We start from the raw sequence: 25143 nt of genomic DNA on the forward strand, positions 1-25143 counted from the left end.
CCTCCTGTGATGTTGCCACTGTGATTCTTCGAAAATTCTGAGCGTCATAACACTCGCTACTCGTACCGCAGAGCTTCGATCGGGTCTTTCTTCGCCGCGCGTGCTGCTGGCAATGTGCCCGCCAAGAATGCGATGAGGATGATGAGCAGGAAGATGCCGCCGATAGCCAGCGGGTCCAACCCGAAGAGACTCAACTCCGCGAATCCACCCAGTGGTCCATCCTCTGCGGTGAGGAACCCATCGGTGACGAACCCTGTGGCAAGACCGAGGCCGATGCCGACCACAGAGCCCATGATTCCGATCATCACAGCCTCCATCGAGAACAAACTGAAGACCTTAGCCCGGGACATACCCAGTGCCTTCATCAGACCAATTTCCCGAGTGCGCTCCTGCACGCTCATCAGCAGAGTATTGACGATGCCGAAGCTTGCAGCAAGCAGAGCGATGAGCGCGAATCCGGAGAGGATCCAGGTGATGGCGTCAATGACCGCCTCAAACATGGCGATCTGATCTTCAACGGTCAGGCCCCATAGGCCCTCATCGGCGAGCGCTTCCTTAACTGCTTCCTCATTCTGCTCCAGGTTCTCAATCTCCGCAGAGGCCATGATGTAGGCCTCGGGCATTTGTCCTTCGAACCCTTCAGCGTTGATGTCGGCAACCTCTTCAGCAAGCGCCACGGAGGGAATAGGGGTGAACCCCACTCCTGCCAGTGTTCCTTGGGTGACGCCGACGACTTCGACTTCGACATCGCTGGTCTGCCCCACCGCGTTGGGTGCGGCCACAATCAGAGTTTCGCCGAGCACTTCGTCTGGATTGTCCGTGCCGTAGATCTCCAGCCAATCCTCGGGGATGGTGATCTCCATGGCACTGCGGTCAGGTGCGCCGCCGGCTGCGAACTCTGCCAGCACGTCATTGAGGGCGAAGTCGAACTGCGCCTGGTACTGTCCGCCCTCCGGGGCCTCGACGTATTCGATCTGCGCGGCCACCTCCGTGTCGACCCCGACCACATGATCCAGACCCTCGATGGTTTCCACATCCTCGGCTGAGAGCATTCCCGTACCGAACCCGGAGTCCACCTCTGCTCCGGCGTCTGGGTCGTATTCGGCTGGTCCATCCTGCTCTTGGGCATCAGCCTCTACCTGCGGGACAACGTAGATGGCATCGTCTTCGCCGAAACCGCCGAAGATACGGTCGACCGTTTGGTTGATCCCTGCTCCCAGCCCTGAGGTCAGGGTCAGAGTGAAGGCGCCAATGACGATCGCGATAACGGTCAGTGCAGTGCGCAGCTTGGAGCGGAGCGTGTTGCTCAGCGCTGATTTGGTCACATCCAGTGATTTCAACGTGCCGCTCCTTTGCCGAATGGGAGGATACGACGACGCCGCCGTGTTGCGGGTCCACTGTGACCAGCAGTTACGGGAGCTTTATGGGAAGCGGAGTCCTTGACCCCGACCTGCTCGTCTACGATCTCACCGTCCTGCATGATGAGTCGGCGCTGGCACTTGGACGCCAGGTCTTCATCATGGGTGACCACAACCAGGGTGATGCCGTGGTCGCGCTGAAGGTTGAGCAGGATGTCTTCCACTGTCTCGCTGGTGGCGCTGTCCAGGTTTCCGGTGGGCTCATCGGCGAAGAGCACCTCGGGGTTATTGATGAGCGCACGGGCAATGCATACGCGCTGCTTCTGTCCGCCGGAGAGATCGGTGGCCTTGTTCTTGGCCTTGTCCGCCATCTTAAGTTGTTCCAGAGCGTCCATACCTCGCTTGTCCCGCTCTGATTTGGACACACCCGCGATCTTCAACGGCAGCGTGACGTTCTCCAAAACCGTTTGGTTGGGATTGAGGAAGAACTGCTGGAAGACGAAGCCGAACGTCTCATTGCGCAGGGCAGAGACAGTTTTGGGCTTGAGTTTGCTCACTGGTCGGCCATCTAGGGCCACCACCCCAGAGGTCGGCTCATCCAGGAGGGCGAGCAGGTGCATCAAAGTCGATTTACCAGATCCGGATTTGCCCACAATGGCCACCGATTCGCCCCGGTGGATCTCGAAGGTCAGGCCCTTGAGCGCATGGAACTGCGCGGGGCCACGGCCGTAGACCTTGACCAAATTCTCCGTCTCTAGAACGGGTGTACTCATCATTGCCTCTCGATTGCTCTTCAGTGTTGAAATCAGTCTTCCGGATGAGAGGCGACTGCGCATCGACCGTAAGGATGAAATAGGGGCGAATAGGGGACGAATGCGGGATAAACAAGCGGCTCCTCCACAAATTTCTCGGAGTAGGATGCTAGCAATATAGCTAGTTCGCCGTGTAAACTATCGCGCATGTCCATTTCTTCTGCACTGGAGTCCAGTGTGCCCTCACAAACTACACCTGAACCAGCGATTCACGCCGTCGACCTGGTCAAGAAGTATGGAGACTTCACCGCCGTCGACGGAATCAGCTTTAGCGTATCCAAGGGAGAATCGTTCGGGCTGCTGGGCCCCAACGGAGCCGGCAAGTCCACCACGATGCGAATGGTCGCCGCAGTGGCCGCCCGGACCAGCGGCCAGATGCGGGTCGCTGGTTTAGACCCCGAACAGCAGGGGCCAGAGGTGCGCGCTCGGCTCGGTGTCATCCCCCAGCAGGACAACCTGGATGAGGAACTCACCGTCCGGGAGAACATCATCATGTACGGCCGCTACTTCGGCCTGCCCCGCCGCTACTTGGTGGCCAAAGCCGACGAACTGCTGGAATTCGCCCAGCTCAGCCACAAGGCGAACTCCCGAGTGGAGGACCTCTCCGGGGGGATGAAGCGTCGGCTGACCATCGCCCGAGCCCTTGTGAATGAGCCTGAAGTTCTGCTGCTCGATGAGCCCACCACCGGTCTGGACCCGCAAGCCAGGCATGTTTTGTGGGACCGACTCTTCCGACTCAAAGAAGCCGGCACCACCCTGGTCCTGACAACTCACCACATGGATGAGGCTGAGCAGCTCTGTGACCGACTCGTAGTGGTTGATCACGGCACCATCATGGCCGAAGGCTCGCCCTCGGGGCTGATCCGCGAGCACTCCACCCGGGAGGTTCTGGAGCTGCGTTTCGGCACCGATCGCAACGCGGAGCAGGCCAAAACCATTGAAGAGCTGCTCAAGAAGACAGATGCTGGGTCCGGGGATGTCGGCTTCAGCCACGTGGAGGTCCTCCCCGACCGGCTCATGGTCTACGCGGAGCAGGCCGAGTCTGCCATGGAGAAGATCCATGCCGCTGGCCACCACCCCATGACTTCGTTGGTCCGCAGGTCCTCACTGGAAGATGTTTTCCTTCGTCTGACAGGGCGGTCTCTCATTGACTGACACAACGACGACGCCAAAGGACTCTGTGCCCAGCAGCGCCGGGTCTCTGGCGGCAGACAAGGACGTGCTGAGCCGGCGGGTTCGATGCTTCGGCGCGCTCTACCAGGCCGAGGCAACACTGCGCTCGATGCGCGCCTACGGTGGCGTCATCCTCTTCTCTTCCACTTTCCAGCCAATCATGTACGTCCTGGCCATGGGGCTCGGGCTGGGCGTGCTGGTTGGTGCTGAGACTGATTTTTCCGCCTATGGTGCGGACTCCTATCTGATGTATATCGCGCCTGCGATCCTCGCCTCAACAGTCGCGATGACTGCAGGTATCGAGTTCACCTTCCCCGTGATGGAAGGCTTCAGGTGGCGCAGAAAGTACTTCGGGGCTCAGGCAACAGCGCTGACACCGCAGCAGGTCGCGGCCGGCCACATTTTGGGCGTGTGCTGCAGGTTCGGCATTCATGCCCTGATCTTCACTGGGGTCCTGTTCGCCTTCGGCGCGCTGAGCTCCCCGGCCGCTGTGCTGATGATCTTCTCCGCAATGCTCGGTGGACTGGCGATGGGCCTGCCCATCATGGCCTACATCTCCACACTGCGTGATGAGAAGGGTCACGCGTCAATGATCCAAAGGTTCGTGATCATGCCCCTGTTTCTGTTCTCAGGGACCTTCTACCCTCTGACGAACCTTCCCCAGTTTCTGCAGGTCATTGGGTGGATCTCTCCCATGTGGCATGCGAATGAGCTCGGCCGGACCCTCGCCTTCGGGCAACCGACACCACTGTGGATGCTGCTGATCCACGCTGGATACCTGGTGACAGTGGTCGTCTTGGCTTGGTTCGCAGTCCGCCACGTCTTCATCCGACGCCTGGGTTTTGAGGAGTGGCGGGGCCGGATCCCTGGCCTGAAGGCCGACCAACGTCGGCAGAACAAGCAGGACGCCAAAGAATCGCGCGGCGGGCCCTACCAACGCGGGGAAAGCCGCCCAGATGTCACGTTCCGCCGCGGCGTCGGCGCCAACTACTACTCCGGGAACATCCGCGCGGTGTTCAGCCGCGGTATGGCGGCCATTCGGAACAATCGCGGCATCATTCTCATATCCGGATTCCTGGAGCCGGTGCTGTTCCTCACCAGCTTCGGACTGGGCGTCTCCCCCATGATCTCTGGGATTGAGGCTGAGCAGGCTGGGGTTGCCGGTCAGGACACCATCAGCTACGCGGCCTTCATCGCACCGGCGCTGCTGGCGGTCGCTGCCATGAACGGGGCTGTGTTCGACTCCACCTGGAACGTGTTCTTCAAGCTGAAGATCACCAAGCTCTACCAGACCATGATGTCGACGTCGCTGGGTCCGGTGGATGTTGCCGTGGGTGAAATCTGTCTGGCTCTCTTCCGCGGCGGCATCTACGCATTCGGCTTCCTTGGTGTGCTCTTAGCCACTGGCTTGGTGACTCCTCTTTCAGCAGTGCTGATGTGGTTCACCGCGCTGTTCATCGCGCTGGGGTTCGCCTGCGTGGGCATGGCAGCTACCAGCTTCATGAAGCGTTTCCAACAGATGGACTGGATGATGATGGTGCTCATCCCCATGTTCCTGTTCTCGGCAACGCTGTTCCCCATCAGTGTCTACCCGGCGGGGGTTCAAGCCGTCATTCAGGCGCTTCCGCTGTGGCACGGTGTGGAACTCATGCGCGATATAGCATTCTGGGATTTCAGCATGCTGACTCTGGTACACATCGGCTACTACCTGGTGATGATCGGAGTCGGCGGAGCGCTCGCCGCCTACCGCATGAAGGCCCTCTTCCTGAGGTAGGCCCGGCTCTGACGGGCCCCGTCGAGCGCAGGCCTGCCTCAGTCCCGCCGCCACAGCATCGCCGCACCTTTCGCAGAGCGTCGCGGGATGTGGGAAACTCCGCGCTCACTGGCGCTCATTTCCCACATCCCGAGACGCTATTTAGAGGAAGTGTGCGCGGGAGCCGAGAGGAGGTGCGCGCGTCAGCGGGGCCGGGAGTGGATCAGTCCTCGTCGCGCTCGGTGTCGGTCCCCGCGATCAGCGCGTCCACTGCAAGGGAGAACAGCTCAGCCCGATGATCAGGGGCGCCCTCGGTGTCGTGGGTGCTCAATAGGAGAACCACCGTGCGCTGCGTGCCGTCGTCCGTCTGGGCATGCCATGTGCCGGTCACGACTCCCGGCAGACCGCCGCCCTTGAACGCCAGGCTGTCCCACCACTCATCGTCCACCTCGTCGACCAGCCCGGGGTTGGCGGTGAGAATCTCCCCCACCTCCGGATGATCTTCAACCCGCGCCGCAAGTTCCTGGGTCACAGCGGCCACGTCCTCCGCCGTGGCATACCAATCAATAGCGTCGTCAAGGTCATGCCGCGAGGTGTCTTCTGACGTAATCTCCAGGTCCTGCTCCGCGACTTCCTCCAGGACCTCTAATCGTGCGGAGTCATCCAAGTCCGCCCAATCCTCACCGAGCTCAGGCAGCCCCCAACGCAGTTGGAACAACTCCCGCGTGCTCAGGAAGGGCTTCAGCAGCTCCGGGTCATGATGGCCAAAGTCAGCGGCAGCCTGCTCCACGGCGTTCCGGCCAAGCAGAGCCATGACCATGTCTGTTCCGGTGTTGTCGCTGATCGAGATCATCCGGTGCGCTGCATCGTAGACCGTGGTCGTATAGCCGTCAGCCTGGTCCTGCAAGGTCCCGGAAGGCAGGCTGCGCAGCTCGTCTGTGAGCTCGAGTTCGTCCATCCAATCGACTTCACCGTTTTCGACCGCCTCAACCAAGGCGGCCAATACGTACACCTTGGACACTGAGGCCAGCGGCGCTGGGCCCCCATGACCCAGCTGAAGCAGAACGTCCCCATCCTCCACGACCAGCGCTTCCGCCTCGCCGGGCAACTCCTCGATGCGTTCAGCTATGTCCTCGAATCCCTCGGCCGGCTCAACCTGAGCTACCTCTGGTGCGGTCTCGGGGGCGTCGTCGTTATCTTCTGGTTCGGCAGCGTCGGCCTCAGTGGGCTGATACCCCCCGTCCAGTGGAATTTCCTGCTGATTTCGCTGCTCGGTCACGTCATCTTCTGCGCAGGAGGCAAGCACCATCAGCGATGCAGCCGCGGCAGCACCGATTCGCAAAACGGATGGGCAATTCACAACGGACGAGACTAGTTGCTGAAGCCCGGCGGCGCCACGTGCAGAAGAGATAGACTGACCTGCGGCATCGCGCAGCACAGTTCACGGCACCACTTCCGTAGGAGGACCCCTTTGTCTGACATCCACACCGCTCCGCTCTCCGAGGTTGATCCTGAGATCGCTCAGGCGCTGGCTGATGAGCTTGGCCGTCAGCGCGGGACTCTGGAGATGATCGCTTCGGAGAACTTTGTTCCCCGCGCCATCCTGGAAGCTCAGGGTTCTGTCCTGACCAATAAGTACGCCGAAGGCTACCCCGGGCGCCGCTACTACGGCGGGTGCGAGTTCGTGGATGTGGCCGAGAACCTGGCCATCGAACGGGCGAAAGCACTCTTCGGCGCGGACCACGCGAATGTCCAGCCCCACGCCGGAGCACAGGCGAACGTGGCCGTGATGACCGCCTTCCTGAAGCCCGGTGACAAGTTGATGGGCCTGTCACTGGCTCATGGCGGGCATCTGACCCACGGCATGAAGCTCAACCACTCCGGCAAGTTCTACGAGGTCGCCGCCTACGAGGTGGACCCCGAAACCGGACTGATCGACATGAAAAAGGTCCGCGAGGTGGCCCTGGCGGAGAAACCGGACATGATAGTCGCCGGCTGGTCGGCCTACCCGAGGGAACTGGACTTCGCCGCGTTCCGCGAGATCGCCGACGAGGTGGGCGCCATTCTCTGGGTAGACATGGCGCACTTCGCAGGACTCGTGGCTGCTGGCCTGCACGCGAACCCGGTTCCCTATGCCGATGTGGTGACCACGACCGTGCACAAGACCCTGGCCGGGCCGCGTTCGGGCCTGATCCTCTGCAAGGAGGAGCACAAAAAGAAGATCAACTCTGGTGTTTTCCCGGGACAGCAGGGTGGACCTCTGATGCATGTCATCGCTGCCAAAGCCATTGCGTTCAAGATCGCCGGAACTGAGGATTTCGCTGAGCAGCAGAGGCGGACCGTTGAGGGCGCTCGCATCATTGCCGACCGGCTGACTGCCAACGACGTCGCCGATGCCGGTGTCTCTGTGCTCACCGGTGGCACTGATGTGCACCTGATTCTGGTGGATCTGCGGAACTCCGAACTGGACGGCAAGCAGGCTGAGGATCTGCTTCACCAGGCCGGCATCACGGTCAACCGTAATGCGGTGCCCAACGATCCTCGCCCGCCTATGGTGACCTCAGGTCTGCGGATCGGTACACCTGCTCTGGCATCGCGCGGATTCGGAGAAGCCGAGTTCCGCGAAACGGCGGAAATCATTGCTGAAACTCTCAAGCCGGGTGCCGATATCGACGCGCTCAGCGCCCGAGTAGCCAAGCTGGCTGCCGATTTCCCGCTCTACGAAGGTCTTGAGGATTGGTGACTGGTACTTCTATGACTGCTCAGCTGCTCGACGGCCGCGCCACCGCACAGGCCATAAAGTCCGATCTTGCTGACCGCGTCACCGCCCTGAAGGCACAGGGAATCACCCCCGGTCTGGGAACCGTCCTGGTGGGCTCCGATCCGGCAAGTGAGTCCTATGTGGCGGGTAAGCACCGCGACTGCCAACAGGTAGGCATTGAGTCCATCCAAGTGACGCTTCCTGAAGACATCAGCGAGGCTGATCTTCTGGCGGAGTTGGACCGGCTCAATAACGAGGACGCCTGCACCGGTTACATCGTTCAGCTCCCGCTGCCACGGCACCTGGACCAGCAGAAAGTACTGGAGGCCATCTCCCCGGACAAGGATGCTGATGGCCTTCATCCCATGAATTTGGGCCGCCTGGTGGCTGGTGTGAACGGGGACCTCACCTCTCCCCTGCCGTGCACCCCCAAGGGCTGTGTGGATCTGCTGGGGCACTACGGAATCGATTTGGCCGGAAAGCACGTCGTGGTCGTGGGACGCGGCGTGACGATCGGACGGCCTATCGGGCTGCTGCTGACCCGCCGTGCTGTCAACGCCACGGTGACGCTCTGTCACACGGGGACTCAGGACTTGGCCCGGCACCTGCGTGAAGCAGATGTCGTGGTAGCTGCAGCAGGCGTCAAGCACATGATTGATCCTGCTGATCTGAAGGATGGGGTCATCGCCCTGGATGTGGGCGTCACCCGTGAGGTGAACCCTGAGACCGGCAAAGCCCGGATCTTCGGGGACATCGCTCCAGGAATCGAGACCCGCGCCAGCTGGTACTCGCCTAATCCCGGTGGGGTCGGGCCCATGACCCGAGTGGAGCTGCTGCAGAACGTGGTGCTGAGCGCCGAACAGCGCTCCGCGAAGGAATGAGTCGGCGGGCAGAATGGTTGCCCTGAGTGTGAAGAAGATAGGCTTTCTGTCCTTCGGGCATTGGACTCCGTCCCCGCATTCGCATACCCAGTCAAGCCAAGATGCGCTGCTGCAGAGCATTGACTTAGCGGTAGCGGCGGAAGAGCTGGGGGCCGATGGCGCGTATTTCCGTGTTCATCACTTTGCGCGGCAGCTTGCGAGCCCGTTTCCGCTGCTTGCCGCCGTGGGAGCGAAGACCCGGCGCATTGAAATCGGCACCGGAATCATCGACATGCGGTATGAGAATCCCGGGTATTTCGCCGAGGATGCAGGTGCGGCCGATCTCATCGCCGAAGGACGGCTTCAGCTCGGCATCTCCCGTGGGTCCCCGGAGCAGGTGGTTGAGGGCTACCGCTACTTCGGGTACCAGCCTGCTCAAGGGGAAACTGATGCCGATATGGGCCGTCGGCATGCCGAAGTGGCCCTGAAGATGCTCGAAGGAGAAGGGTTCGCCGAGCCCAACCCACGCCCGATGTTTCCCAACCCTCCTGGCCTGTTGCGCCTTGAGCCCCACTCTGAGGGCCTGCGCCAGCGCATTTGGTGGGGTGCCGGCTCCAATGCGACAGCCGAATGGGCCGCCACAATGGGCATGAACCTCATGAGCTCGACGCTTAAGGATGACGAATCCGGTGAGCCACTGCACGTGCAGCAGCGCAAACAAATCCAGGCGTTCAGGGCAGAGTGGTCCCGGCACGACCATGGATTCGAACCTCGAGTATCTGTCAGCCGGTCTATCATTCCGATCGTCTCCGACCAGGATCGCGCCTATTTCATCGGTCAGCGTGAGAGCCAAGACAAGTTCGGCCACATCGATGAGAACACTCGGGCTGTCTTCGGCCGCAGCTACACTGCCGAGCCCGACGACCTGGTGGAGCAGCTGGCAGGGGATGAGGCCGTCCACGAAGCCGACACTGTGCTGGTCACGGTTCCTAACCAACTCGGGGTGGACTACAACACCCAGGTGCTGAACAACATCCTCGAGCACGTCGCCAAACCACTGGGCTGGCACTAGCGCCACTGCCTGCGTTCATCCCTGGGGGTGATGCCCCGGAGGGTTCTCTGGCGAGAGAATCGCCAGTATGACTTCTACTGGCTTCCACCCCGGCAACGTGGCCACCACAGCGTCAGCGGCAGTTCTAGCGCTGCTGATGGCCTCCTGCAGCAGCGACGCACCTGATGGAGCCCCGAACTCAGGAGCACCGTCAACGGCCAATGACGAGCCCGCCCCTTCTGCGCCAGTGAGCATTCCCGACACGGCTGTCGGAGAGGTCACCGACCATGTGTTGGAGGTCGTCAACTCCGACCAGGACTCCACAGCGGAGGATTGGGAAGGGCTGCTCAGCGAGAGCTTCCGCAGCGAAGTCGATGAGACCCAGCTCGCCGAGGTGCTCAACCAAAGCATCCTTCCCGGCTCACCGTGGACTGCCACGGAGTACCAGGGGACCGAAACGCAATCGACGACTCGAGTGGAAGGTTCAGCGGGAGAACTGAACCTTGTGCTGCAGATTGACGCTGACGACCAGGTGGTGGCGTTGTTCTGGCAGTGGGTTGCCCCCGGAAGTAGGTCCACGCGTTATGCGGGCCGCGGTTTCTTCAATGGGCACAGATTTCAGCATACTCAGCCGGGCTGCGGTACCCGAGCGCTGAGTGGCGCCGGATGGTGTTGTATTCCTTCTTCCAATCCGTGATGATCACCCGAGCATGGGTCAAAGACCAGAAGCTGGTGATGTTCAGGCACTCATCCCGGATCCTGCTGTTGAAGGACTCCACGTACCCATTGCGCCACGGCGCACCCGGCGGGATGTAGTGGATCCCCGTGACCTCCCCGGCCCAGTCGGCCATCGCGTGGCAGATCAGCTCCGGGCCGTTGTCACACCGTAGGACCTCTGGAAGCCCCCGGTCAGCGGCGATAGCGTCGAGGTGGGCGGTGAGGTCATCACCGGTGATGCTGCGGGCCACGATCCCGCCCAGGCATTCGCGGGTGTGCTCATCGACGATCGAGGCGATCTTGATCGCCCGGCCGGTCTCATCGGCGTCGAACTGGAAGTCCACCACCCACACCACAGTCGGCGCGTCCGCCTGCGGGGCTTCCGCGGTGGAGGACCCTACGCGTTTGCGTCGACGTCTCACCGGAACCCGCAGCCCCTCTTCACGCCAGAGCCGCTGGACCTTCTTATGATTGACCGCCCAGCCCTCGGCGCGGGCATCATGATAGGCCCGTCGGTAGCCCCAGCGCGGGTGGTCCTTTGCATAAGCCCGTAGCCAGGCCCGCNGGGCGCGGGCATCATGATAGGCCCGCCGGTAGCCCCAGCGCGGATGGTCCTTCGCATAGCCGCGCAGCTATGTCCGCAGCCCAGCATCGGGATCATCAGGGTGATCGGACTTCAGGGTCCGGCGGAAAGCGGATCGGGCAAGCCCGGCCAGCGCGGTGGCTTTGCGTTCACTGATGCCCATGGTGGCCATCAGGTGTCGCGCAGCTGCTCGGCGCCGGTCCGGGCTTAGAAGTTTCCCTCCGCCAGCTCCTTCAGCGCGGCCTTCTCCAGCTCGGCCTCGGCCAGGAGCTTCTTGAGCCGGTCGTTTTGCTTCTGAAGTTCCTTCAGCCGTTTGGCGTCTTCGGCTTTGAGCCCGCCGTATTGGTTCTTCCACCGGTAGTAGGTGGCCTCGGTGACTCCGAGGTGGCCGGCGATAGCGGCAGCGTCGTGGCCTTCTGCCTGGAGCTTCTCAGCGTCTTGGAGCTTCCGGATGATCTGTTCCGGGGTGTGGCGTCTTCTCTTGCTTGTCATGGTCACACCAGTTTTCCTGCCCGGAGCACCGGGCGCTAGTGCGACTCTCATAACTCGTGGACCGAAATCAGGGGGTCATTCCAGCAGGAGGTGCCGGAACTTCCGGAGGCTGCGACGTCCTTCGATGAGTTGGAGGACCGCATAGATGAGCTGCCCGGCGACGCCAAACTTCTCGTCGTTGAAGATGGCGAAGAACTGCTCTCCGTCGGTTCCGGAGACCCCACCGGGGTCGGCTCAGTCTTCAAGCTTTGGGTACTGCTTGCCTTGGTGGAGGCTGTGGAGGAAGGCGACACTTCTTGGGACGAGACGCTGGAACTCGGGCAAGAACATATGAGTCTGCCAAGCGGAGAACTACAGCTGGAAGAACCTGGATTCGAAATCTCGGTCCGAGACGCCTCGCAGGCCATGATTGAAAAAAGCGACAACACCGCCACCGACCTGTTGATACGTCATGTGGGACGCGACGCCGTGGAAGAGGCCATCGACGCCAGTGGGCATCACCAACCGGAGCTGATGCGGCCACTGATGACAACACGTGAGGTGTTCCAGCTGCGCTGGGAGCACGAGGCTCTCGGGCAGGAGTACACAGAGTCAGATGAGGACCGGCAGTACGCGATTCTCGAAGAGCTCGCACAGAAGCCCTTTGAGCTTGCTCCGGAGGAGGTCGAGGTCGACGACGGCGCTGCACGTGGCTTGGAATGGTTTGCCACCCCTGGAGACGTTGCCGCCGTTTATCAAGAGCTCGAATCCCTCTCTGGTGATCACCACCAGCTGCGAGAAATTCTCGGAGCGAATCCCGCAGTTGTGGCAGACCGACCCTGGTGGGACGACCTCGCTTTTAAGGGCGGTTCGAGCCCCGGAGTTCTAGCAGCCTCATGGCATGCCGTCAGCGACGACGGGACGAGCCGGACTGTTGTCCTGCAGGTGTCAGGCGAGCCGGAGATGGTTCACGAAGCGGAGCTCGAATACTGGTCACTGGCGGAAGGTCCCCTGACACTCGATGCGCCATAGGCGCGCCTTAGAGCGGATCCCCAGCTGGACAGACCCTTGGCGAATCGGCCTTGCGGTGCACGTTACCTGGACACTTCCCTAGAGTCTCCCCATAGTTCTCCCAAAAACCCCCATTTTGGCTTCCGTTAGGGCGGGGTCCGTGGTCATGATGGAGTCAGTTCACCCAGGGATGCAGAAACCGCAGACCGGGTGCAAGGCGGAAAGCCCGCCCAGCATCCCAAGCGATGCAGTTTATGTACGGAGGTAACAAGCTTATGGCTACCACCGATAACAAGCTTCGTTCAATCGCAGCAGTCCTCGGCATTGGCTCCCTGGCTCTCGTAGGCGTTTCAGCCTGCGACGACAACGGCGCTGCAGACGATACCGATGACACAGGTATCGAGAACGGTGACGACGGCGTCGAAGACGAAGGCGTCGAGGACGATGGCATGGAAGACGACGGCATGGAAGAGGAAGAAGAGGGCGACCTCTGATTCTCGACTGCTAGTCGTTGAAAGGTCCCTGCGGGAAACCCGCAGGGACCTTTTGTTTAACATGACCCAGCTGAGGTCATGATGTGCATAGTGAAGCCCCCGCGGAAATGACCCGCGGGGGCTTCACTATGGGTAGTGCGTCTTAGGCTGCTGTCTTAGCGGCAGGTGTACGCAGGTCGAAGCGGTCAAGCTCCGAAACCCGCGCCCATGCCCGGACAAAGTCCTTCACGAACTTCTCTTGAGCATCGTCAGCGGCGTAGACCTCTGCCACTGCTCGCAGCTCCGAGTTCGAACCGAAGACCAGGTCCACGCGCGTACCTCGACCGAAGACCTCGCCCGTGGCGTCGTAGGTGGCCTCGAAAACCTTCTTGTCGGAGTCTAGAGCTTTCCACGTCTTCCCAAGGTCAAGCAGATTGACGAAGAAGTCGTTACTGAGCACCCCAACGCGGTCGGTGAACACTCCGTAGTCCGACTGATCCCAGTTAGTGCCGAGCACCCTGAGGCCTCCAACCAGCACTGTCATCTCCGGTGCGGAGAGTGAAAGCAGGTTGGCTTTGTCCACCAGGGCATGTTCTGCCGGAAGGGAGTTGTCGGGTCCCACATAGTTGCGGAAACCATCAGTCACCGGCTCAAGGTAGGCGAAAGACTCCTCATCGGTCTGCTCCGGTGAAGCATCCACCCGTCCTGGGTTGAAGGGCACCTCAGTTGGGACCCCCGCGTCTGCGGCGGCCTTCTCCACTGCGGCATTACCGGCCAATACAATCAGGTCAGCCAAGGAGACCTGCTTACCGGAAGCGGCAGCTTCAGAGTTGAACTTCGCTTGGATTCCTTCCAGGACGGAAAGGACCTTGGCCAACTGCTCTGGGTTGTTGACTTCCCAGTCCTTCTGGGGAGCTAAACGAACACGCGCGCCATTGGCTCCACCACGCTTATCGCCGTGCCGGAAGGTCGAAGCTGACGCCCAGGCGGTTGAGACCAGCTCGGAGACGGTCAGTCCTGAATCCAGAATCTCCTGCTTCAGTGCGGCGGCATCGGCGTGGTCGATGAGCTCATGGTCCACGTCCGGAAGCGGATCCTGCCAAATCAGATCTTCCTCAGGAACTTCCGGTCCGAGATAGCGCGCCTTAGGCCCCATATCGCGGTGCGTGAGCTTGAACCACGCGCGGGAGAACGCTTTGTGGAACTCCTCTGGGTTCTGATGGAAGCGGCGGGAGATCTTGTCATACTCGGGATCGAAACGCATGGAAAGGTCGGTCGTGAGCATGCGGGGCTCGCGCTTACCATCGCCGTGTGCCTCGGGAACTGTGCCAGCTCCTTCACCGTTGACTGGGCGCCACTGCCAGGCGCCCCCTGGCCCCTTGTACACCTCCCACTCGTATCCGTAGAGGACGTCGAAGTACTCGTTGTCCCACCGGGTGGGGTTATACGTCCACGTCACCTCCAGTCCTGAGGTGATCTGGTCATCTCCCTTACCCGAACCGTTGGAGTTCTTCCAGCCGAGACCCTGGAGGTCCACGTCGGCGCCCTCAGGATCGGGGCCGAGATGATCATCTGTGTTGGCCCCGTGAGCTTTGCCAAATGTGTGACCACCAGCGTTGAGCGCCACGGTCTCTTCATCATTCATACCCATGCGGGCGAATGTCACCCGAATGTCGTGAGCTGCCTTCACCGGGTCCGGTTCACCCTCCGGGCCCTCGGGGTTGACGTAGATCAAGCCAAGGTGCGTGGCTCCGAGTGGTTTGTCGAGGTCGCGCTCGTCGCCCTTGGCGAAGCGCTTCTCACTGCCGAGCCATTCCTCTTCGGCTCCCCAGTACACATCATCCTCGGGCTCCCAGACGTCAGCCCGTCCGCCAGCGAAGCCATAGGTTTCCATCCCCATCGACTCCAGGGCCACGTTGCCTGCCAGGATCATGAGGTCAGCCCAGGAGAGCCTGCGGCCATACTTCTTCTTGACGGGCCAAAGAACACGCCGGGCCTTGTCCAAGCCAACGTTGTCCGGCCAGGAGTTCAGTGGAGCGAACCGCTGCTGCCCGGTGCCTCCGCCACCGCGTCCGTCTACCGCTCGGTAAGTCCCGGCGGAGTGCCAGGCCATCCGGATGATCAGCGGGCCGTAGTGGCCGAAGTCAGCCGGCCACCAGTCCTGCGAGGTGGTCAAGGTTTCTTCAATGTCTTTCTTGACTTCGGCGAGGTCAAGCTTGAGGAACTCCTCCGCATAGTCGAAATCGTCACCGCTGAAGGGATCGGCTTCGGCTGGGTTCTTCGCCAGCACCTTGAGATTCAGCTGATGGGGCCACCAGTATCGGTTCCCTCCTCCCATGGTGGGGTGAGCAGGGCCCGACGGCGCTTCGGCCGTTGGGAGAGCCCCTGAACCGTCGTTATGCGCCACTGGACAGCCGGTGGTTTCTTCGGTCATGTGATTCCTCTCTTGGGTGGTGATGACTCTTGAGGTGGACGATAGATCAGCAGTGCTCTTCGCCTATGGGGCAGAAGGCTCCTTGGCCATCGCTGCTGCGCATTCTTCACAAACGCCACGGAAGACCACATCGGCCACGCTGATGTGCATACCGAGTGAGGTAGGCGGTTCCAAGCATGGTGCCTGGCCGTGGACGCAGTCGACATCTTCGATGCGACCGCATTCGGTGCATACGGCATGGTGATGGTTGTCTTCAGTGCGTGTTTCGTAGCGAGCCGCTGAGCCGGGGGCATCAAATCGCCGCAAGAGCCGGTGAGATGCTAGATCGTGCAGGACAGTGTAGACCGACTGCACGGTAATGACAGGAAGTGCTCGGGCCACCTGCGCATGGATAGTCTCAGCAGACTGATGCGGATTCTCGGCGACGGCCTCAAGCACAGCCAGGCGTTGACGGGTCACGCGGAGGCCACGTTCCCGAAGCGCCTGCGACCAATCGAATGTGGTTGTCATACTGATCATTTTGCCCTAATTCTGAATAACTCACAATTAGAGCGTCAGAGCCAGAAGGAGGCCGCCCGATATCCTTCGGGCGGCCTCCTTCTGCCTGATCTGGCGGACCGGTTACATCAGGTCCTGCGCAATGGATTCCAGCTCGTCTTCGGTGATCACGTCTTCCTCGGCGGGCTCATCCTCGGCGATGTCCTCGGATTCGTTCCAGTCGCTGAAGCGGATGGAGATCTCAACGCCCTCGGAATCCATGGATATCTCCGACAGCAGTGGTTCTTCCTCATCGGCGGTGATAACGAACTCAATGAACTCATCATCCACTTCTTCGCGGTAGACCCACACGTCCTCGCCGTCGCGGTTCTCTGATTCCCCGGTGATCCCCGAGTCGGCGAGCGAGTCCATGCCGGCGGAGGCCAACATCTCTGTTCGGAAGTTCTCCACGTACTGCTGAGGCGTCTCGATCTGGCCTCCGAGCGTGGTGGTGACATCTACCCAGCTCCCTTGAGCTTCCAACTCTTCGCGGAGTTCGTCAGGGTCAGGACCGGCAGCTTCATCCGGCTGAAACTCGCGGTACTCTTCGATGAAGGATTCCACTGTCTGGTAGATGGACTCTCCACCGTCGTAGAGCAGGTAGTCCACAAGGTCTTCAAGCTGCCAGACCGACCCTTCCCCAGTCATGTCTCCGGCAACAACCACCTGGAGGGTCTCTTCCTCTTCAGCCTCGTCTTCAGCCTCGTCCTCGGTCGCCTCCTCATCCTCTTCACTGAGATCGTCGATCTCGTCCTGGTGAGTGACCTCGTCCATTCCCATCATCGACGCCGGCACATCAGAGGTGATGGTGACGGAGTCCTGGGAGCTTGAGGCCTCCCATACGCTGTCCTCGATATCGGCCAGTTCGGGAGCGTCTCCGGCCTCAGCGTCGGCCTCTTCGTCAGGATCTGGTTCTTCACCGTCCTCATCAGCAATTTCGCCGGGGGTGTCCCCCTGGTCTTCGGCGCCGTCTGGATCCACGTCTTCCTGGCCGGCTTCGTCGGTGAGATCCTCCTGGGCACCCTCGTCATCCGGGCCGCAGGCGGTGAGCGCCAGTACCGCTACACCGAAGATACCGGTGGTTCTGTATAGGGCGTGCTTCGACATTCTTCCTCCTAAAGTGGGTGCAGCGGTTCAGGCGTCGGGTTCCTCGGCGCCGTCGTCATCGTTCTCGTCATTGTCGAGTGCGTCCGAGTCCCAGCCCTGGTCTTCAGCTATGGCCTCGAAGATCTCATCCAAAGTGATGACATTATCCGGAGCCTCAGGAGGTCCGGAAGCGTTCCATTCGGTGAATTCGTAGTGGGAGTCTTCATCTGTGATCTCCAATAGGAAGGGCTCGTCGCCTGTGGTGACAACGAATTCGCTCTCTCCACCGTCTGCGGTGTAGACCCATACAGTCTCGCCGTCGCGTTCCTCAGCGTGGGCGGCCATAGCGTCTACGTCCTCGCCGGTGAGTTCGCTCTGCCAGGTGGTGATGAACTCTTCAGCGGAGAACACCGACCCCGCTGAGTCTTCGAACAGTACCCAACTGTCGGAAATGGTGTCCTCTACGAAGTTTTCTTCCACCAGGTCGGCGACTTCATCATCAAGTTCGCTGACCAGGAGCGCGGCGAAGTCCTCACCGCGGAAGTACTCTTGTCCGTCAACGGCGCGCTGGGTGAAGCTGGAGCCACCTGCCGAAAAGCTCATCTCTGATTCGCTGCCATCCAGTGCCCCTGAGATGGACAGAGACCCGGTGGTGTCATCATCGAGCCCATCGAAAAGCTCGTCGAGGTCAGCCTCCCCGGCCTCTACCTCGCCGTTGATGCTCACAGAGTCTGCGGCGAGCATTGCGGAGAACATGTCCTCGCGGATGTCACCGAAAGCGGGCACCTCAGCCTCTGTGGCGTCAGCCTCCAGCTGGCCCGGCCCCGTGGTCTCTGCATCGCGTGCATCGAAGGGGTTGCTGCAGCCAGCCAGGCTTACGGCCGCGAGTGCAGCGATCGCCACGGTGATACGCTTCACGGTTCACCTCCTACACATAAGTCCTTGCGAGAGTATTTGCCGTATCTGGACGTGTCCTTGGCGTACGCCGGACACAGCGGCAAGAATGATCGTTCCAGCGTAGGCCCGCGCTCTGAAAAAAACTTGCATTGCCACACTGGACTACCGCACAGCGTCAAAGGAGGCGATGATCGTCCTCGTTAGCCACGCGCAGCCACCGGTACCCGTAGCCGTCCATAGGCATTCGGGTCATACGGTCCTCATCCAGTTCGCATGACTCCTCACTGAGGAGGTCCACCAGCGGTGTGCCCGGCTCCAGATCCTCCAACGCAAACGGCACAATCGTCGGCTCCGAGCCCAAATTGTGCAGCAGCACCATGGACCGGTTCTCCCATGTGGTCATATGCACCAGCACCTGAGGAACTTCGGTGTCAATGACGGTCACGTCACCCCACCCCAGTTCGGGAGATTCCCGGTACCGCTTAGCCAACCGCGTGATGTGGTGGAGCATCGAACTCTGGTCCCGGCGCGCTTGGGCGGCGTTGACGTGTTCCGGCCCAAACGGGCCGTGGGTGACCGCTCGACTCAACTGCGATGGCTTCGCGGTGGAGAAGCCTGCGTTCTTGCCTGAACTCCACTGCATAGGGGTCCGCACCGCTTCCCGGCCCGGCACATCCAGGTTCTCTCCCATACCGATTTCCTCGCCGTAGAACATTACGGGAGTCCCGGGCAGAGTGAAAAGCAGAGAGTAGGCCATCTTCAGCTTTCGCGGGTCACCGTTGAACATCCCCGGAAGTCTGCGCCGGAGCCCTCTCCCGGCGAACCGCATGTCCTCCTCGGGGCCGAAGGCATCCAGCACCTCGTCCTGCTCGTCCTCGTCCAACAGGTCCACAGTCAGTTCGTCATGATTGCGGAGGAAGTTGGCGTATTGCGACTCTATGCGGAGACCAGTAGGACGCGACCGCAGCGCCTCAGCCAAGGGGGCGGCGTCGTTCCGGGCTAGGGCGAGGAAGAGCCGCTGGTTGGTGAAGAAATCGAACTGCATGGTGAGCTGATCGCTGTTCTCACCGCCGAAGAACGCGACCTGCTCTTCGTGGGGAAGGTTGACCTCGCCCAGCATGATGGCCGAACCCTGACCTGATGCCCTGCGCTGGAGGAATCCCCGCAGCTCCCGGAGATAGTCGTGGGGTTCTTCAAACTCGTGTTCGTCCATCCCCACCAGAGTGCGCTGGTTAATGGCGAAGGGCACGGCGTCGACCCTGAACCCATCCACCCCTAGCTGCAGCCAGAAGCCCATGAGCTTGGCGATTTCGTCACGCACCTGCGGGTTCGCGGTGTTGAGGTCAGGTTGAGTGTGCAGGAAGTGGTGGAGGTACCACTGACCGGTTCTCTCGTCGAGTGTCCAGATGCCATCTTCCTCATCCGGGAACATGGCCTGGTCGCTGGTGTCGCCGGGGTCATCAGCCCGCCACACGTAGTAGTCCCGGTACGGGTTGTCGGTGGAGCGGCGCGCGGCTTTGAACCAGGGGTGCTGGTCGGAGGTGTGGTTGATGACCAGGTCGATGATCACTCGGACGCCGCGGTCGTGAGCGACCCGGATGAGTTCCACAAAGTCGCCGTGGTCTCCGTAGCGCGAATCGACACCGTACATATCGGAGATGTCGTAGCCGTTGTCTCTGCGCGGGGATGGGTAGAACGGCATGAGCCACAGGCACGTGACTCCGATTTCGGCCAAGTAGTCGATCCGCTGAGTGATTCCGTGGAGGTCACCAGTGCCGGAACCGGTGGAATCCAGATAGGTCTCCACGTCAATGCAGTAGATGACCGCGTTGTTGTACCAAAGGTCGGCAGTCTCGGTGATCCGCATCATGCTCCCGTCGTCGGGTTGTCTTCGGCCAGTGCGGGCAGGACGTGCTCTCCTGCAGCGTCCAGCCATGGGGCCTGGTCTTGTCCCACGTGGTGCAGGTAGATGTGGTCGAAACTCTGGCTCGCTTCAGCGATCCACTCGGTATGGGCGGTGAGGGACGACGACGCCCACACGGCCTTCAGGACGGTGCGGAGACTGACTTCAGAAGCGGCTGAGTCGAAGTGCTCCGGGGTGGGGAGGTCTTGATCCAGTGGGGGCCCGAAGACGTTGGTGCGCCACTGCTCGTAGGCGATCTCCTGGGCTTTCTTTTCCGACTCCGCCCAGCTGAGGTGTATCTGCAGCATGGCTGGGCCTCGGCCCCCGGCTCCACGGTAGGCTTTGAGTACCTCCGTATGACCACCTCCGGGGAGGTTGAGGGTGATGAATCCGTCGGCCCACTTCGCGGCCCGCTGGGCCGACCCTGCAGTGATGCAGGTTGCGTATAGCGGGATGGGCGTTTCAGGTCTGTCGTAGAGGTAGGCTTCATCAACCTCCACGAACCCCTTGTGCCCGCCGATCCATTCACCGGCGTGGAGCCTCCGGATGATGTCCGCCGATTCTTCCAGTCTGGTCCTTCGGTCTTCCAGATCGAGCCATTTGTCTCCGGTGATGTGCTCATTCATGGCCTGACCGGCCCCTAGAGCCACCCAGTAGCGACCCGGAAACATCTCGCCGATGGTGGCGGTGGCCTGTGCCACCACCGCCGGGTGGTAGCGCTGCCCGGGTGCGCAGACCGAACCTATAGGGAAGCTGGTGGAGGCCATCGCCGCACCCAACCAGGCAAAGGTGAATCCGGAGTGACCTTGACGTTCGGACCAGGGGAAGAAGTGATCCGAACTCATCGCGGCGTCGAAACCGGCGGCCTCAGCGTGCTGGACATCGCGCAACAGCTGCGAGGGGGCTATCTGCTCCTGAGAGGCGTGGAATCCGTATATGGTCAAGCGTGCTCACCCTTATCTTGCGTGTCGGTTACTCCTCATGGTGTACCGCACACTAGGGGTGCCCTCCCGAGATCCAGTGAATGCTAGCTGGGCATCAGCTGGAGGTGGCCTAGGTGAGAGCTTCGATATGCTGCTCTTTCAACGTCAGGTAGACCTCAGCGTTTTCACGCAGTCCGGCCACCTCAGTCTCGGTGAGTTCCCGACGGACTTTTCCCGGGATGCCCGCCACCAGTGATCTGGGCGGAACTTCCGTACCCTCCAGCACCACTGTTCCCGCTGCGATGAGCGATTCGGAGCCAATGGTGGAGTAGGACAGCACGGTGGCGTTCATGCCGATGAGTGCGCCATCGCCGACTGTGCAGCCGTGCACCACCGCCCCGTGCCCCACTGAGACGCCGACACCCAGGGTGCAGGGGGCATCGGCGTCTGAGTGGACGGAGACATTGTCTTGGAGGTTGGTCTTCTCCCCAATGGTGATCTGAGATCTGTCACCGCGGACGGAGACCCCATAGAACGCACTGGAGTCGTTGTCCATGACGACGTCCCCAGTGATGGCGGCGGTGGGCGCGAGAAACACCCGCTCACCCACCCGGGGGGTTTTGTCCGCAACGGTGATCACATGAGCCAAGAGGTTCTCCCTTCGCGGCCGGAATGGTGGAGGTGCCGTGGTAGGCCAACAGCCTGGTCAGTTGACCAGGTCGTCGACAATCTTGTTCAGGGTGGCTGAGGGCCGCATCACGCGGAAAGCCTTCTGCTCATCGGGCCGGTAGTACCCACCAATATCGGCGGGGCTTCCCTGGACCTCTTTGAGTTCGGTGAGGATCGTGTCTTCCTGCTCCACCAGCGCCGCTGCCACGGGCTTGAACAGGGAGGCCAAGTCCGCGTCGTCGTTCTGGTCAGCCAGTTCCTGGGCCCAGTACTGAGCCAGGTAGAAGTGGCTGCCGCGGTTGTCGATGGTGCCGAGGCTGCGGCCTGGGCTGCGGTTCTCCATGAGGAAGGTCGCCGTCGCCTTGTCCAGGGCTGCTGCGAGGACCTTGGCTCGTGGGGCATCTGCCTGCTCAGCGTACTTTTCCAGGGAGGGGACGATCGCGAAGAACTCACCCAGGGAGTCCCAACGCAGGTAGTTCTCCTCGGTGAGCTGCTGGACGTGCTTAGGAGCAGAGCCGCCGGCTCCCGTTTCAAACAGTCCACCGCCGGCCATCAGCGGGACGATGGAGAGCATCTTCGCTGAGGTTCCCAACTCCAGGATGGGGAAAAGGTCGGTCAGGTAGTCGCGGAGCACGTTGCCGGTGACGCTGATGGTGTTCTCTCCGCGACGGATACGGTCCACGGAGTACTTGGTGGCCTCCACCGGGTTGAGGATGTCCAGTGTCAGGCCATCAGTGTCGTGATCCGCCAGGTAGGTCTTGACCTTGCTGATGAGGTTGGCGTCATGCGCTCGGTTCTCGTCCAGCCAGAACACGGCGGGCCATCCGGTGTCCCGGGCACGATTGACGGCGAGCTTGACCCAGTCCTCGATGGGGGCGTCCTTGGTCTGGCATGCGCGCCAGATGTCGCCGGTCTCCACCTGGTGCTCGATGAGCACATCGCCGGCAGAGTTCAGGACCTGAACGGTGCCGTCGGCGGGGATTTCGAAGGTCTTGTCATGTGAGCCGTACTCTTCGGCCTTCTGGGCCATGAGTCCCACATTGGGCACTGTGCCCAGTTTGGTGGGATCGAACGCTCCGTTAGTCCGGCAGTCGTCGATGACCGCCTGGTAGACGCCTGCATAGGAAGAGTCTGGGATGACCGCCAGGGTGTCGTCAGTTTCTCCGGTGGGGCCCCAGAGCTGGCCACCATTGCGAATCATGGCCGGCATCGAGGCATCAACGATGACATCGGAGGGAGTGTGGAGGTTGGTGATGCCCTTGCGGTCATCCACCATGGACATCTTAGGACCGTCCTTGAGCGCCTGCTCGTACTCGGCTTGGATCTTCTCACCCACGGTGCCCATCTTCTTGGCGCCGGAGAGGATGGAGGCCAGGCCGTCGTTGGGTGACAGTCCTGCTTCAGCGAGCTGGTCGCCGAACTTTTCGAAGATTGTGGGGAAGAACGCGCGGACCACATGACCGAAGATGATGGGGTCAGAGACCTTCATCATGGTGGCCTTCAGGTGCATGGAGAAGAGAACGTCCTCTTTCTTGGCGCGCTCGACCTGCTCGCGAAGGAACGCATCCAGCGCTTTGGCGGACATGAACGTACCGTCCACCACCTCGCCGGCCTGGACGGTGAGGCCCTCTTTCAGCGTGGTGACCGTGCCGTCTGTGGCTACGTGCTGGATGGTGAGCTCATCTGCGGATTCAATGATGACGGACTGCTCATTGGCGGCGAAGTCATGCTCGCCCATGGTGGCCACAGCGGTCTTGGATTCGCTGCTCCACTCCCCCATGCGGTGCGGGTTCGAACGGACGTACTGCTTGATGGAGGCCGGGGCGCGCCGATCGGAGTTTCCTTCACGCAGCACGGGGTTGACTGCCGAGCCCTTGACCTTGTCATAGCGGGCGCGCACGTCCTTGTCCTCGTCAGTCTCAGGGGACTCGGGGAACTCTGGAAGGTTGTATCCGTGCTGCTGAAGCTCCGCGATGGCTGCTTTGAGCTGAGGGGTGGAGGCGGAGATATTGGGAAGCTTGATGATGTTCGCCTCGGGTGTCTTGGCGAGCTTGCCCAGCTCAGCAAGCGCATCCGGCTCGGCTTTGTCCTCGCCGACGTAGTCGGGGAACTGCGCGATGATGCGCCCCGCCAGTGAGATGTCGCGTGTCTCAATCTCCACGCCCGCAGTTGAGGCGAATGCCTCCACGATGGGCTTCAACGAAAAAGTGGCCAGCATTGGCGCTTCGTCAGTATTGGTGAAGATGATTTTTGCCATAGAGCGGCAGCTCCCTTGAGGTCGAACGGATTTGCGGTATGAGGTCAATCTATCAACTTGTCAGAGTCCGAGGACGGCCATGGCGATCAGGAAGTAGATGATCAAGCCTGTGGCGTCCACGAATGTGGAGATGAACGGGTTAGCGAAGACGGCCGGATCGGCACCGATCTTCTTGCCCAGCAGCGGCATCATTCCGCCAGCTGAGGCCGCCAGTGTGCAGACTGCGAGCAGCGTCAGACCAATGACTGCCCCAACGTCCCAGTCCCAGCGCCAGCTGACGAGCAGGAATCCCAATACGCCCAGCACCGAGCCCAGTGTGATCCCCACGCGCACTTCGCGCCACAACACCCGAAAGACATCGCGGGTGGCGACATCGCCCAGAGCCAGCGCGCGGGTGACCGTAGTCGCGGCCTGGTTGCCGGTGTTTCCGCCGGTGCCGATGAGCAGCGGCACGAACAGGGCAAGCACCACGACTGCTTCGAGTGTCTCTTCAAAGGTGTCGAGAACCTGCACCGTCAGTGTGGCGCCCAGTGCGAGCACCAGCAGCCACACGATCCGCGAGCGCATAATTGTCAGGACCGGGGTCGAAAGGTATGGCCGGTGCAGCGGCTCGGCGCCACCGTGGCGGGCGGCGTCCTCAGTTTCGGCTCGCTCCAGGATGTCCATAGCGTCGTCGACGGTGAAGATGCCCACGACGCGGTGTTCTTTATCGGTAACCGGCACCGCGAGATGCTTCCGATCAGCGCACCGGCGCGCTGCATCCTCCGCGTCATGATCGGCATCGACAGAATCCGCCTCAGACATGATGGTACTTACCACAGTGTCTTCATCGCTGAACATCAGTTCGCGCAACGACACCACGCCTTTAAGTAGACGATGCCCGTCAACGACCGGAAGCGTGTAGATGGTCTCTGCGTCGACGCCGGCTCGACGAATCTTTTCCATGGCCTGCTTCACCGTCCAGTGTTCGGGGATCGCCACGAACTCGGGGCTCATCGCGCGGCCAATCGTCCCGGAGGCGTAACCGAGGACAATGTTCGTCAGTGAGCGTTCCCTGGCGTCCAAGTGGCGCAGCATCTTGCGCGCCACTGATGCTGGCATCTCATCCATGAGCCGCACACGGTCATCAGGGTCCAGGGATTCGAAGAAGTGCGCGACGTCGCCGTCTTTGAGCCCTTCAACAATTTCATGCTGGAGCGCCTGATCCAGCTGGTCGAACACATGCACGGCAGTGTCCTTGGGCAACAGGCGGAACGTGACGGCGCGGTCCTTCACACCCAGACGTTCCAGGAAGTCAACAACATCTCCGGTGTTGAGCTCATCAAGAGCCACCCGGAGATCGGTCAGCCGCTCGTCACGGATCAGATCCGCCAGGTCATCAAGCTGTTCGGTCATATCTGTCATGGCTCCGCCG

20 protein-coding genes and 1 pseudogene are annotated in these 25143 nt (G+C 61.1%); 8 read left to right on the forward strand and 13 right to left on the reverse strand.

Features of this window, described 5'->3' with window-relative positions:
- Window positions 1–56: 56 nt before the first annotated feature.
- Both FEF26_RS02915 and FEF26_RS02920 read right to left on the reverse strand, forming a co-directional pair.
- Entirely contained in the window at window positions 57–1340 is a 1284-nt protein-coding gene (locus FEF26_RS02915; protein ID WP_138252038.1) for an ABC transporter permease, read from the reverse strand.
- A complete protein-coding gene (locus FEF26_RS02920; RefSeq protein WP_138252072.1) occupies window positions 1337–2131 on the reverse strand; it encodes an ABC transporter ATP-binding protein in 795 nt (264 codons plus the stop codon). The genes FEF26_RS02915 and FEF26_RS02920 overlap by 4 nt, the downstream gene beginning before the upstream one ends.
- A 186-nt stretch (window positions 2132–2317) precedes the next feature.
- Here FEF26_RS02920 and FEF26_RS02925 point away from each other — a divergent pair, with 186 nt between their 5' ends.
- Window positions 2318–3325 (forward strand): ABC transporter ATP-binding protein, encoded by a 1008-nt coding sequence (locus FEF26_RS02925; protein ID WP_138252039.1) that lies wholly within the window; start codon window positions 2318–2320, stop codon window positions 3323–3325.
- A 25-nt stretch (window positions 3326–3350) separates the two neighbouring features.
- A complete protein-coding gene (locus FEF26_RS02930; RefSeq protein WP_243730372.1) occupies window positions 3351–5117 on the forward strand; it encodes an ABC transporter permease in 1767 nt (588 codons plus the stop codon).
- A 202-nt stretch (window positions 5118–5319) separates the two neighbouring features.
- Here FEF26_RS02930 and FEF26_RS02935 read toward each other — a convergent pair whose 3' ends face one another.
- Window positions 5320–6456, reverse strand: coding sequence for a serine hydrolase (locus tag FEF26_RS02935; protein ID WP_138252040.1), 1137 nt, complete (start codon window positions 6454–6456; stop codon window positions 5320–5322).
- A gap of 111 nt (window positions 6457–6567) precedes the next feature.
- On the opposite strand from FEF26_RS02935, the gene glyA reads away from it, so the two are divergent.
- From glyA to FEF26_RS02955, 4 genes are all read left to right on the forward strand, one after another.
- Window positions 6568–7839, forward strand: a complete 1272-nt coding sequence (gene glyA / locus FEF26_RS02940) for a serine hydroxymethyltransferase (RefSeq protein WP_138252041.1) — start codon at window positions 6568–6570, stop codon at window positions 7837–7839.
- A gap of 11 nt (window positions 7840–7850) precedes the next feature.
- Window positions 7851–8738: a bifunctional methylenetetrahydrofolate dehydrogenase/methenyltetrahydrofolate cyclohydrolase gene (locus FEF26_RS02945; protein WP_138252074.1), complete on the forward strand. Its 888-nt coding sequence runs from the start codon at window positions 7851–7853 to the stop codon at window positions 8736–8738.
- Between the two features lie 28 nt (window positions 8739–8766).
- Complete coding sequence (locus tag FEF26_RS02950; protein ID WP_138252075.1) at window positions 8767–9789, forward strand: LLM class flavin-dependent oxidoreductase; 1023 nt, start codon at window positions 8767–8769, stop codon at window positions 9787–9789.
- Between the two features lie 67 nt (window positions 9790–9856).
- Window positions 9857–10465, forward strand: a complete 609-nt coding sequence (locus tag FEF26_RS02955; RefSeq protein WP_138252042.1) for a Cpe/LpqF family protein — start codon at window positions 9857–9859, stop codon at window positions 10463–10465.
- Here the strand turns inward: FEF26_RS02955 and FEF26_RS02960 are convergent.
- A pseudogene (locus FEF26_RS02960) lies at window positions 10371–11560 on the reverse strand (IS3 family transposase). The gene FEF26_RS02955 and the pseudogene FEF26_RS02960 sit on opposite strands and share 95 nt — an antisense overlap.
- 90 nt (window positions 11561–11650) lie before the next feature.
- On the opposite strand from FEF26_RS02960, the gene FEF26_RS02965 reads away from it, so the two are divergent.
- Both FEF26_RS02965 and FEF26_RS02970 read left to right on the forward strand, forming a co-directional pair.
- Window positions 11651–12571, forward strand: a complete 921-nt coding sequence (locus FEF26_RS02965; protein WP_166432892.1) for a serine hydrolase — start codon at window positions 11651–11653, stop codon at window positions 12569–12571.
- A 254-nt stretch (window positions 12572–12825) separates the two neighbouring features.
- On the forward strand, window positions 12826–13044 hold the full coding sequence (locus FEF26_RS02970; protein ID WP_138252044.1) for a hypothetical protein: 219 nt from the start codon (window positions 12826–12828) through the stop codon (window positions 13042–13044).
- Between the two features lie 142 nt (window positions 13045–13186).
- On the opposite strand, the gene katG is transcribed toward FEF26_RS02970, so the two are convergent.
- The 9 genes from katG to mgtE form a co-directional block, all read right to left on the reverse strand.
- Window positions 13187–15457, reverse strand: coding sequence for a catalase/peroxidase HPI (katG, locus tag FEF26_RS02975; protein ID WP_138252045.1), 2271 nt, complete (start codon window positions 15455–15457; stop codon window positions 13187–13189).
- Between the two features lie 63 nt (window positions 15458–15520).
- The gene (locus FEF26_RS02980; RefSeq protein ID WP_138252046.1) at window positions 15521–15967 is read right to left on the reverse strand and encodes a Fur family transcriptional regulator; all 447 of its coding nucleotides are present in this window, start codon (window positions 15965–15967) and stop codon (window positions 15521–15523) included.
- Window positions 15968–16078: 111 nt separating this feature from the next.
- Complete coding sequence (locus FEF26_RS02985) at window positions 16079–17101, reverse strand: hypothetical protein (RefSeq protein WP_138252047.1); 1023 nt, start codon at window positions 17099–17101, stop codon at window positions 16079–16081.
- 27 nt (window positions 17102–17128) lie between these two features.
- Complete coding sequence (locus FEF26_RS02990) at window positions 17129–17998, reverse strand: hypothetical protein (protein ID WP_138252048.1); 870 nt, start codon at window positions 17996–17998, stop codon at window positions 17129–17131.
- 154 nt (window positions 17999–18152) lie between these two features.
- Entirely contained in the window at window positions 18153–19847 is a 1695-nt protein-coding gene (locus tag FEF26_RS02995) for an alpha-amylase family protein (protein ID WP_341805135.1), read from the reverse strand.
- Window positions 19844–20824: a TIGR03885 family FMN-dependent LLM class oxidoreductase gene (locus FEF26_RS03000; protein ID WP_138252049.1), complete on the reverse strand. Its 981-nt coding sequence runs from the start codon at window positions 20822–20824 to the stop codon at window positions 19844–19846. The genes FEF26_RS02995 and FEF26_RS03000 overlap by 4 nt, the downstream gene beginning before the upstream one ends.
- Before the next feature lie 109 nt (window positions 20825–20933).
- Window positions 20934–21452 carry a gamma carbonic anhydrase family protein gene (locus FEF26_RS03005; RefSeq protein WP_138252050.1) on the reverse strand — a complete coding sequence of 173 codons (519 nt, stop codon included), beginning with the start codon at window positions 21450–21452 and terminating at the stop codon, window positions 20934–20936.
- 57 nt (window positions 21453–21509) lie between these two features.
- Window positions 21510–23729 carry an NADP-dependent isocitrate dehydrogenase gene (locus tag FEF26_RS03010; RefSeq protein WP_138252051.1) on the reverse strand — a complete coding sequence of 740 codons (2220 nt, stop codon included), beginning with the start codon at window positions 23727–23729 and terminating at the stop codon, window positions 21510–21512.
- A gap of 60 nt (window positions 23730–23789) precedes the next feature.
- Window positions 23790–25133, reverse strand: a complete 1344-nt coding sequence (mgtE, locus tag FEF26_RS03015; RefSeq protein ID WP_243730373.1) for a magnesium transporter — start codon at window positions 25131–25133, stop codon at window positions 23790–23792.
- Window positions 25134–25143: the final 10 nt, after the last annotated feature.

The organism is Nesterenkonia salmonea (assembly GCF_005771525.1).
GTDB classification, from domain to species: Bacteria; Actinomycetota; Actinomycetes; order Actinomycetales; family Micrococcaceae; genus Nesterenkonia; species Nesterenkonia salmonea.

What these genes read in the sequence shown, in the direction of transcription:
- FEF26_RS02920 (WP_138252072.1), bottom strand. Translation starts at nt 2,131, where the DNA reads ATGAGTACACCCGTTCTAGAGACGGAGAATTTGGTCAAGGTCTACGGC.
- FEF26_RS02925 (WP_138252039.1), top strand. Translation starts at nt 2,318, where the DNA reads ATGTCCATTTCTTCTGCACTGGAGTCCAGTGTGCCCTCACAAACTACA.
- FEF26_RS02945 (WP_138252074.1), top strand. Translation starts at nt 7,851, where the DNA reads ATGACTGCTCAGCTGCTCGACGGCCGCGCCACCGCACAGGCCATAAAG.
- FEF26_RS02955 (WP_138252042.1), top strand. Translation starts at nt 9,857, where the DNA reads ATGACTTCTACTGGCTTCCACCCCGGCAACGTGGCCACCACAGCGTCA.
- FEF26_RS02970 (WP_138252044.1), top strand. Translation starts at nt 12,826, where the DNA reads ATGGCTACCACCGATAACAAGCTTCGTTCAATCGCAGCAGTCCTCGGC.
- katG (WP_138252045.1), bottom strand. Translation starts at nt 15,457, where the DNA reads ATGACCGAAGAAACCACCGGCTGTCCAGTGGCGCATAACGACGGTTCA.
- FEF26_RS02980 (WP_138252046.1), bottom strand. Translation starts at nt 15,967, where the DNA reads ATGACAACCACATTCGATTGGTCGCAGGCGCTTCGGGAACGTGGCCTC.
- FEF26_RS02985 (WP_138252047.1), bottom strand. Translation starts at nt 17,101, where the DNA reads ATGTCGAAGCACGCCCTATACAGAACCACCGGTATCTTCGGTGTAGCG.
- FEF26_RS02995 (WP_341805135.1), bottom strand. Translation starts at nt 19,847, where the DNA reads ATGATGCGGATCACCGAGACTGCCGACCTTTGGTACAACAACGCGGTC.
- FEF26_RS03010 (WP_138252051.1), bottom strand. Translation starts at nt 23,729, where the DNA reads ATGGCAAAAATCATCTTCACCAATACTGACGAAGCGCCAATGCTGGCC.
- mgtE (WP_243730373.1), bottom strand. Translation starts at nt 25,133, where the DNA reads ATGACAGATATGACCGAACAGCTTGATGACCTGGCGGATCTGATCCGT.